This is a genomic window from Duganella aquatilis (assembly GCF_009674565.1).
Lineage (GTDB): Bacteria > Pseudomonadota > Gammaproteobacteria > Burkholderiales > Burkholderiaceae_D > Rugamonas > Rugamonas aquatilis.
In genome coordinates this window covers 182,046-189,612 of the sequence record NZ_WKJL01000013.1, presented here as the reverse complement: position 1 = coordinate 189,612, position 7,567 = coordinate 182,046, and the positions used below count along the sequence as shown (strand labels likewise).

Annotated in this window: 8 protein-coding genes and 1 pseudogene; 5 read left to right on the top strand and 4 right to left on the bottom strand. The window is 65.9% G+C overall.

Features of this window, described 5'->3' with window-relative positions; translation table 11 throughout:
• A pseudogene (locus GJ698_RS18290) lies at nt 1-463 on the bottom strand (hypothetical protein); the annotation flags it as partial.
• A gap of 163 nt (nt 464-626) precedes the next feature.
• Here GJ698_RS18290 and GJ698_RS18285 point away from each other — a divergent pair.
• Genes GJ698_RS18285 through GJ698_RS18270 form a run of 4 tightly spaced genes read left to right on the top strand, consistent with a single transcriptional unit; the run spans nt 627 to nt 3,853 of the window.
• Complete coding sequence (locus GJ698_RS18285; protein WP_154359283.1) at nt 627-890, top strand: XapX domain-containing protein; 264 nt, start codon at nt 627-629, stop codon at nt 888-890.
• Nucleotides 890-2,818: an amidohydrolase gene (locus GJ698_RS18280; RefSeq protein WP_154359282.1), complete on the top strand. Its 1,929-nt coding sequence runs from the start codon at nt 890-892 to the stop codon at nt 2,816-2,818. Before GJ698_RS18285 ends, GJ698_RS18280 begins: the two co-directional genes overlap by 1 nt.
• Nucleotides 2,797-3,210 carry a DoxX family protein gene (locus tag GJ698_RS18275; RefSeq protein ID WP_371865375.1) on the top strand — a complete coding sequence of 138 codons (414 nt, stop codon included), beginning with the start codon at nt 2,797-2,799 and terminating at the stop codon, nt 3,208-3,210. The genes GJ698_RS18280 and GJ698_RS18275 overlap by 22 nt, the downstream gene beginning before the upstream one ends.
• Nucleotides 3,197-3,853: a YoaK family protein gene (locus GJ698_RS18270; protein ID WP_154359280.1), complete on the top strand. Its 657-nt coding sequence runs from the start codon at nt 3,197-3,199 to the stop codon at nt 3,851-3,853. The genes GJ698_RS18275 and GJ698_RS18270 overlap by 14 nt, the downstream gene beginning before the upstream one ends.
• Here GJ698_RS18270 and GJ698_RS18265 read toward each other — a convergent pair.
• Together GJ698_RS18265 and GJ698_RS18260 are read right to left on the bottom strand one after the other, a co-directional pair.
• A complete protein-coding gene (locus GJ698_RS18265; protein WP_307766660.1) occupies nt 3,850-4,482 on the bottom strand; it encodes a response regulator in 633 nt (210 codons plus the stop codon). The genes GJ698_RS18270 and GJ698_RS18265 overlap by 4 nt on opposite strands.
• A gap of 57 nt (nt 4,483-4,539) precedes the next feature.
• Complete coding sequence (locus GJ698_RS18260; RefSeq protein WP_154359278.1) at nt 4,540-5,478, bottom strand: MBL fold metallo-hydrolase; 939 nt, start codon at nt 5,476-5,478, stop codon at nt 4,540-4,542.
• A gap of 112 nt (nt 5,479-5,590) precedes the next feature.
• Between GJ698_RS18260 and GJ698_RS18255 the strand changes: the two genes are divergently transcribed.
• Nucleotides 5,591-6,562 (top strand): LysR family transcriptional regulator, encoded by a 972-nt coding sequence (locus GJ698_RS18255; RefSeq protein WP_154359277.1) that lies wholly within the window; start codon nt 5,591-5,593, stop codon nt 6,560-6,562.
• A 29-nt stretch (nt 6,563-6,591) separates the two neighbouring features.
• Here GJ698_RS18255 and GJ698_RS18250 read toward each other — a convergent pair whose 3' ends face one another.
• Complete coding sequence (locus tag GJ698_RS18250) at nt 6,592-7,533, bottom strand: tetratricopeptide repeat protein (RefSeq protein ID WP_154359276.1); 942 nt, start codon at nt 7,531-7,533, stop codon at nt 6,592-6,594.
• Nucleotides 7,534-7,567: the final 34 nt, after the last annotated feature.

The window sequence follows — 7,567 nt, the reverse complement described above, 5'->3', positions numbered from 1 at the left end:
CCCACAGCACGCCGTCGGGGCCGCGCGCGATGCTGGTGACGGCGCCCGCCGGCAAGCCCTGGCCGGCGGCGAAGTGGCGCGCCTGGCCGCGCTGGAAGTGGCTGATGCCGCCGCCGACGCGGTAGCCGACCCACAGGCCGCCTTCCGGCGGCGCATACAGCGTGCGCACGCTGGACGACAGCAGCGGGTGGCCTTCGACATTGTCGACCCGCTCGTAGCGCTTGCCGTCGAAGCGGTACAAGCCGGTGCCGGCGGCCAGCCACAGCCAGCCGTCGCTGGTCTGCGCGACGTTCAGGATGTCGACCGGAGCGTTGTCGAGCGCGCCCCAGGCGGTGTGGGTGAATTGTTCGAGCAGGCGCGGCGTCGGTTGCTGGGCCAGCGCCATGGGCGAGGCGCACCAGAGCAGGCCGGACAAAGCGGCAACGGCGGCATGCAGGAGCAGGGAAGCACGTGCAGTCGTCATGATCCGGATGGGATGGGGAATCGGAATATTCTAGCACCTATTCATGCGCAAGCCAGGCTCCCCCAAAGGAGGGGGGATCGTTCGATCAATACCGGTGATGCCAGAGTGAGAACGGGGCACTACACTGTGCCCACGATTTACTTACCCGGAGTGTCGCTCAATCATGAAAATGTATATCGTATCGTTGGCGGTCGGCCTGCTGGTCGGCCTCATATATGGTTTCCTCAACGTGCGTTCGCCGGCGCCGCCGGTGATCGCGCTGGTCGGCCTGCTGGGCATCCTGGTCGGCGAACAGCTGCCGCCGCTGCTGCGCCAGGTGTGGCAGAAGGAAGCGCCGAAAGTGTCGTGGATCGAAGACCACGTCAAGCCGCATTGTTTCGGCCAGCTGCCATCCGCGCAGAAGTCCGATGAAACCAGGAGCTCTTAATGTCGCAAGCATCCCCAACACCCGATCTGATCCTGCACCGCGGCCTGTTCACCACGCTGGACCGCAGCAACCCGCACGCTGAAGCCGTCGCCATCAAGGACGGCAAGTTCACCCACGTCGGCCGCGCCAACGAGATCATGGCGCTGGCCGGACCCAACACCCAAATCATCGATCTGCACGGCAAGCGCGTGCTGCCCGGCCTGATCGACAACCACTGCCACATCATCCGCGGCGGCCTGAATTTCAACCTGGAGCTGCGCTGGGACGGCGTGCGCTCGCTGGCCGACGCCATGGCCATGCTGAAGGCGCAAGTGGCGATCACGCCGGCGCCGCAGTGGGTGCGCGTGGTGGGCGGCTTCACCGAACACCAGTTCGCCGAGAAGCGCCTGCCGACCATCGAGGAACTGAACGCGGTGGCGCCGGACACGCCGGTGTTCATCCTGCACCTGTACGACCGCGCCCTGCTGAACGGCGCCGCGCTGCGCGCCGTCGGCTACACCAAGGACACGCCGGAACCGCCGGGCGGCCAGATCCTGCGCGACGCCAGCGGCAATCCGAACGGCCTGCTGCTGGCCAAGCCGAATGCGGCCATCCTGTATTCGACGCTGGCCAAGGGCCCGAAACTGCCGCTGGAATACCAGGTCAACTCGACCCGCCACTTCATGCGCGAGCTGAACCGCCTGGGCGTCACCGGCGTGATCGACGCCGGCGGCGGCTTCCAGAACTATCCGGAAGACTACCAGGTCATCCAGCAGCTGTCGGACGAAAAGCAGCTGACCGTGCGCCTGGCCTACAACCTGTTCACGCAAAAGCCCAAGCAGGAGAAGGAAGACTTCCTGAACTGGACGCAGAGCGTCAAGTACCAGCAAGGCGACGACTACTTCCGCCACAACGGCGCCGGCGAGATGCTGACCTTCTCGGCGGCCGACTTCGAGGACTTCCGCCAGCCGCGTCCCGACATGCCGGACAATATGGAAGACGACCTGGAAGGCGTGGTGCGCGTGCTGGCGCAGAACCGCTGGCCATGGCGCATGCACGCGACCTACGACGAAACCATCAGCCGCGCGCTGGATGTGTTCGAGCGCGTCAACCAGGACATCCCGCTGGAAGGCCTGAACTGGTTCTTCGACCACGCCGAAACCGTTTCGGACCAGTCGATCGACCGTATCGCCGCGCTGGGCGGCGGCATCGCCGTGCAGCACCGCATGGCGTATCAGGGTGAATACTTCATCGAGCGTTACGGCCACGGCGCCGCCGAAGCCACGCCGCCGATCAGGAAGATCATCGACGCCGGCGTCAAAACCTCGGCCGGCACCGACGCCACCCGCGTCGCCTCCTACAACCCGTGGGTGTCGCTGGCCTGGATGATCACCGGTAAAACCGTCAGCGGCGCCCAGCTGTACCCGCGCGCCAATTGCCTGGACCGCGAGGCGGCGCTGCGCATGTGGACCGAGAACACCACCTGGTTCTCCAACGAGGAAGGCAAGAAGGGCCGCATCGAAGTAGGCCAGCTGGCCGACCTGATCGTGCCGGACAAGGACTTCTATGCCTGCGCCGAAAGCGAGATCTGGGACATGAGTTCGGACCTGACCATCGTTGGCGGCAAGATCGTGTATGCGGCCGGCGCCTTCGCCAGCCACGACACGCCGCCGCCGCCGGCCATGCCGGACTGGTCGCCGGTGCGCCGTTTCGGCGGCTACGCCGGCTGGGGCGAGAAGCAGGGCACCAGCCGCGCCGCGCTGAAGGAACTGGAACAGCGCCAGCTGCAGCAGAAGCGTGAACGCGCGCAACAGGCCGCCGCCTGCGGCTGCGCCAACAACTGCAATGTGCACGGCCACCAGCACGCCAGCTCGTGGGGCAGCAAGGCGCCGGTCTCCGACCTCAAGAGCTTCTGGGGTGCCCTGGGATGCGCATGCTGGGCGGTCTAGTGCGCGTGCCGTGGGTGCGCTGGGTCTGCCTGTTGCTGCTGTGCGCCGCGTATCTGCAGGGCGGCATCAACAAGCTGACCGACTTCGGCTCGGCCATCGGCGAGATGCAGCATTTCGGCCTGTCGCCGGCGGGGCCGCTGGCCGCGCTGGTGATCGCGCTGGAGCTGGGCGCCTCGGTTGCCATCCTGACCGGCTATTACCGCTGGCTGGGCGCGGGCTTCCTCGGCGTGTTCACGCTGATGGCCACCTTTGTCGCCAACCGCTTCTGGGAAATGGGCGGCCAGGAACGCTTCATGGCGGCCAATAGTTTCTTCGAGCACCTCGGGCTGACCGGCGCTTTCCTGCTGGTGGCCTGGCTCGATCTTCAGAAAGGTAGTAATGGAACGCGGTGATATCAAACAAGGCGCAGCGCTGGGCTTTTTGGCCGGCTACGTCGACACGCTGGGCTTTGTCGGCCTGTTCGGCCTGTTCACGGCCCACGTGACAGGCAACTTCGTGCTGATCGGCCGCGCGCTGATCGAGCCGTCGCAAAGCATCTTCATCAAGCTGCTGGTGTTCCCGGTGTTTATCCTGTTTGTCGCCCTGACACGGCTGGCGACGGTGCACTGGGACCGCAGCGGCGGCAAAACGCTGCGCAACAGCTTCCTGTTCCAGCTGGCGATGATGGCGGCGACGGTGATCTGCGCCTGGCAGGCGGCGCCGGTGGTGGAAGCGTCGGCGCCGCTGACTTTGCTGACCGGTTCGCTGTGCGCCGGCGCGATGGCGATCCAGAATGCCTATGGCAAGCTGCTGCTGGGCAAGACATCGGCCACCACGGTGATGACGGGCAATGTGACCGGGCTGGTGATCGAACTGGTGGATTCGCTGCGCGGCGATCCGGAAGCCATCGGCCGCTGCAAGAAGCTGACCTGGCCGGTGCTGGCGTTCGCCGCCGGCTGCATGAGCGGCGGCGTGGCGTTTGTGACCTTCGGTTTCCACGGCCTGTTGCTGCCGTGCGTGATGCTGGTGTGGCTGGCCGCCGTGGCCAAGGACTAGATCGTAATAATGCCGCGCTTGAGGGCGATCGTCACCGCATGGGTGCGATCGTTCGCGGCCAGCTTGGCCAGCACATTCTTCATGTGGGCCTTGACGGTTTCCTCGGAAATCGACAGGCGCTCCGCGATGCGGCGATTGGAATGCCCGCTCGCCGCATGATTCAGCACTTCCATTTCCCGCGAGCTTAACGGACCCTGGCCCATGTGCTGGGCCAGCTCCATCGCGATCTCCGGCGGAATGCGGCGCTGTCCCAGGTGGACGCCGCGCACCGTGTCGAGCAAATCCTTGCGCAGGGTACTCTTCAGCAGGAAACCGGCGGCGCCGCCCTGGACCGCGCGCAGGATCTGCGCGTCGCCCTTGTAGGTGGTGAGCATGACGACGCGGGCATTGTTATGCTCGCGGCGGATTTCATGCAGCGCCGCCACCCCGTCCAGCTCCGGCATGGCGATGTCCATGATGGTGACGTCGGGCCGCAGCTGGGTGTAGGCGTCCACCGCCTCGCGGCCGTTGCACGCCTCGCCCACCACGCGCATATCGCTCTGACTGGAAATGGCCTCACCCAAACCGGCGCGCAGAAGCGGGTGATCGTCGACGACGAGCACGGAAATAGAGTGAGGTGTGTTACGCATGTCCATGACACTAATTTTACAGAATTTACTGACGCGCTGCTGACGAGATGCGAACTATTATCGCAACTGGCTGTAGCTGACCGGCAGCCAGTCGTAGCCCTTGCCGTCGACGCGCAGGTGGCCCAGGCCAGGGAAGGACAGGTGGGCTGCACCGACCAGCGCGCCTTCCTTGGACAAGGCCTGGAATACCTTGGCGCGCGAGGCGGCGGCCGACTTGGCGTCGCTGTCGAAGCCGATGGTCACTTCAGGATGTTCCAGCTGCACGGCGGCTACGTGGATCAGGTCGCCAACCAGCACCAGTTTCTTGCCCTTGCTTTCGAAGGTGTAGATGGTGTGGCCCGGCGTGTGGCCGTAGCTGGCGGTGGCGTGCACGCCCGGCGCCAGTTCGGTGTCGCCGCTGAACGGCTTCAGGTGCTGGGCGGCGGCGTACGGCGACAGCGAGGCCATCGCGCCCTGGAAGAAGCCCTTGCTGTCGGCAGGGGCTTTGTCCAGGTTGGACTGGCTCAGCCAGAAGTCGGTGTCGTGCTTGTCGGCGCGCACCACGGCGTTCGGGAACACCAGCTGGCTGTTGGCAGCCAGGCCGCCCACGTGGTCCGGGTGCAGGTGGGTCAGGTAGATTTCATCGATCTGCTCAGGCTGATAGCCGGACGCCTTGATATTGGCCACCAGCTTGCCCAGCGTCGGGCCGAACAGGCTGCCGGCGCCGGCGTCCACCAGGATCAGCTTGCCGCCGGTGTTGATCAGGAAGCCGTTGACCGAGGTTTCGGTCGGCACCGACTGGAAATTGCGGGCCAGCGCCTTGGTGGTGGTGGCGGCCGGCTCGTGCAGCAGCTTGTCGATCGGCAGGTCGACGGTGCCGTCGCTGATGGCGGTCACTTCAAAGTCGCCCAGCATGACGCGCTGGAAGCCGGGGGCGTTGGTGCCGGCCAGCGGCGCGGCGGCGAAGACAGGGGCGGCGGCAAAGGCCAGTGCTGCGAAGACAGGAGTGAATTTCATGGTTTGCGTCCTTAAAGATTCAGAGATGAACGAAGTATGCATCTTTGCAAAAAATGGCACAATATGAAAAAAGGCAAATTGTCTTTGCGAAATTCGCAAACATGGAGAAGACATGATCGATGCATTGCAATGCTTTGTCACCGTCGTCGAGCTGGGTAGCCTGTCCAAGGCCGCTGCGCATCTGGAAATGGCGGTATCGTCGGTGTCCCGCAAGATCGATGCGCTGGAAGAAGAGCTTGGCGCGCGGCTGCTGTTGCGCAGCTCACGGCAGGTGATTGTAACCGATGCGGGCGAACGCTTTTTGCCCCGCGCCCGCAACATCCTGGCCGAGCTGGCCGAGGGCAAGAGCGCGGTGCAGGAGCTGGACAGCGAACCGCGCGGCCTGCTGACGGTGACCGCGCCGGCCGCGTTCGGCCGCCTGCACGTGGCGCCGGCCGTCGCTGCCTTTCTGCAGCGCTACCCGCTGATCGAAGTCGACCTGCACGTCAGCGACGACGTGGTGGACCTGGCGGCGCAGCGCGTGGACGTGGCGGTGCGCGCCGGCGTGCTGAAAGCCAGCGACCTGGTGGCAACGCGGATTGCCGGACAGAACCGCGTGGTGGCCGCCAGCCCGGCCTATCTGGCGCGGCACGGCTGGCCGAAAACGCCGGAGGACCTGCTCGACCATCAATGCCTGACCGTGAGCGGACGCCTGCCGCCGCGCGGCTGGTGGCGTTTCGACGGCGTCAACGGCGGCCAGCCGCTGGCGGTCAGGGGCAAGCTGCGCTGCGACGACACCGATTCGCTGCTGCATGCGGCCATCGGCGGCGCCGGCATCGTCCACCTGGCCAACTGGCTGACCAGCGACGCCATCGTGGCCGGCCAGCTGGTGCCGGTGTTTCCGATGGACCCGATCGAACGCGGTGCGATCGAGCCGCGCCGCGATCCGGGCGAATCGGCGATCCACGCGGTGCACATGCCGGGGCGCTCGAACCAGGCCAAGGCACAGCTGTTGATACGTCATATGAAGGAGTATTTCGGCAGTCCGCCGTATTGGGACCTGGCGATGGAGGCAGCCGGGGCGGGCGAACGCCGCGCCCCGTGAGGTGATGCTATCGGTGTAGCGACAGGGGATTAATCCCAGTCGCCGCCACCGCCGCCGCTGTCGCCGCCGCCGGAACCGCCGTCGTCCCAGCCGCCGCTGACGCCAAAGTCGTTGCCGCCCATGTCGTCGCGGCGCAGCAGGTCGTCGCGCGCGGCCGGATCGTCGTAGACGATGTCGTTGCGCGGCGCGGCGTTGGCGCTGCCCGAATCATGACCACCGGTGAACTGGCGCGCGATCGCTTCGCCGGCCACGATACCCGCACCCACCGCGGCGCCGGTCGCCAGGCCGCCCATGATGCGCGAACCCATGCCAGGCTGCTGCGGCTGGCCGTAGCCAGGCTGGCCATAACCCGGTTGCGGGTAGCCGCCTTGTTGCGGATAGCCGCCCGGAGGGTAGCCCGGCGCCGCGCCAGGGTTGTAGCCTGCCGGATTGTAGCCGTCGTTAGCAGCTCCCTGCTGCTGGCGGCGCTGCATGAAGCGCGTCGCCAGCCAGATAAAACCCGCCAGGCCCAGGCCGATGATCAGGATGCCGCCGAAGCCGATGCCGCTGCTCTGCGGCGCGTTGGCATAGCCGCCGCTGCCGTAGTTGGCGGCGCCGCCGCTGTTATTGCTGCTGCGTTTCTGCGTATAGTCGGCTTTCTGGCCTTCCGCCAGCAGCGCGCGCAGCTTGGTCACGGCTTCAGGCTTGACCTTGGGCAGGCCGGGCGCCAGCTCTTCCGCCTTGGCCAGCGAGGTTTGCGCGGCGGCGAACTTGCCTTGTTTTGCCAGCAGTTCGGCCTCCACGAAGTGTGCGTTGGCGCTCTTCGGATGCGCCGCCAGCACCTGGTCCATCATGGATTGCGCCTCGGCGAACTTGCCGGCGTTGGCTGCCGCGTACACCTCCTGGATGGTCGGTTCGGCGGCAAATACGGGGGCGGCCAGCGCCAGGGCGCCGGCCAGCAAAGTAATACGTGCAATGGATTTCGCCGTCATGTCATACCTCCTAGTGAAGACAGGCCTAAGATGA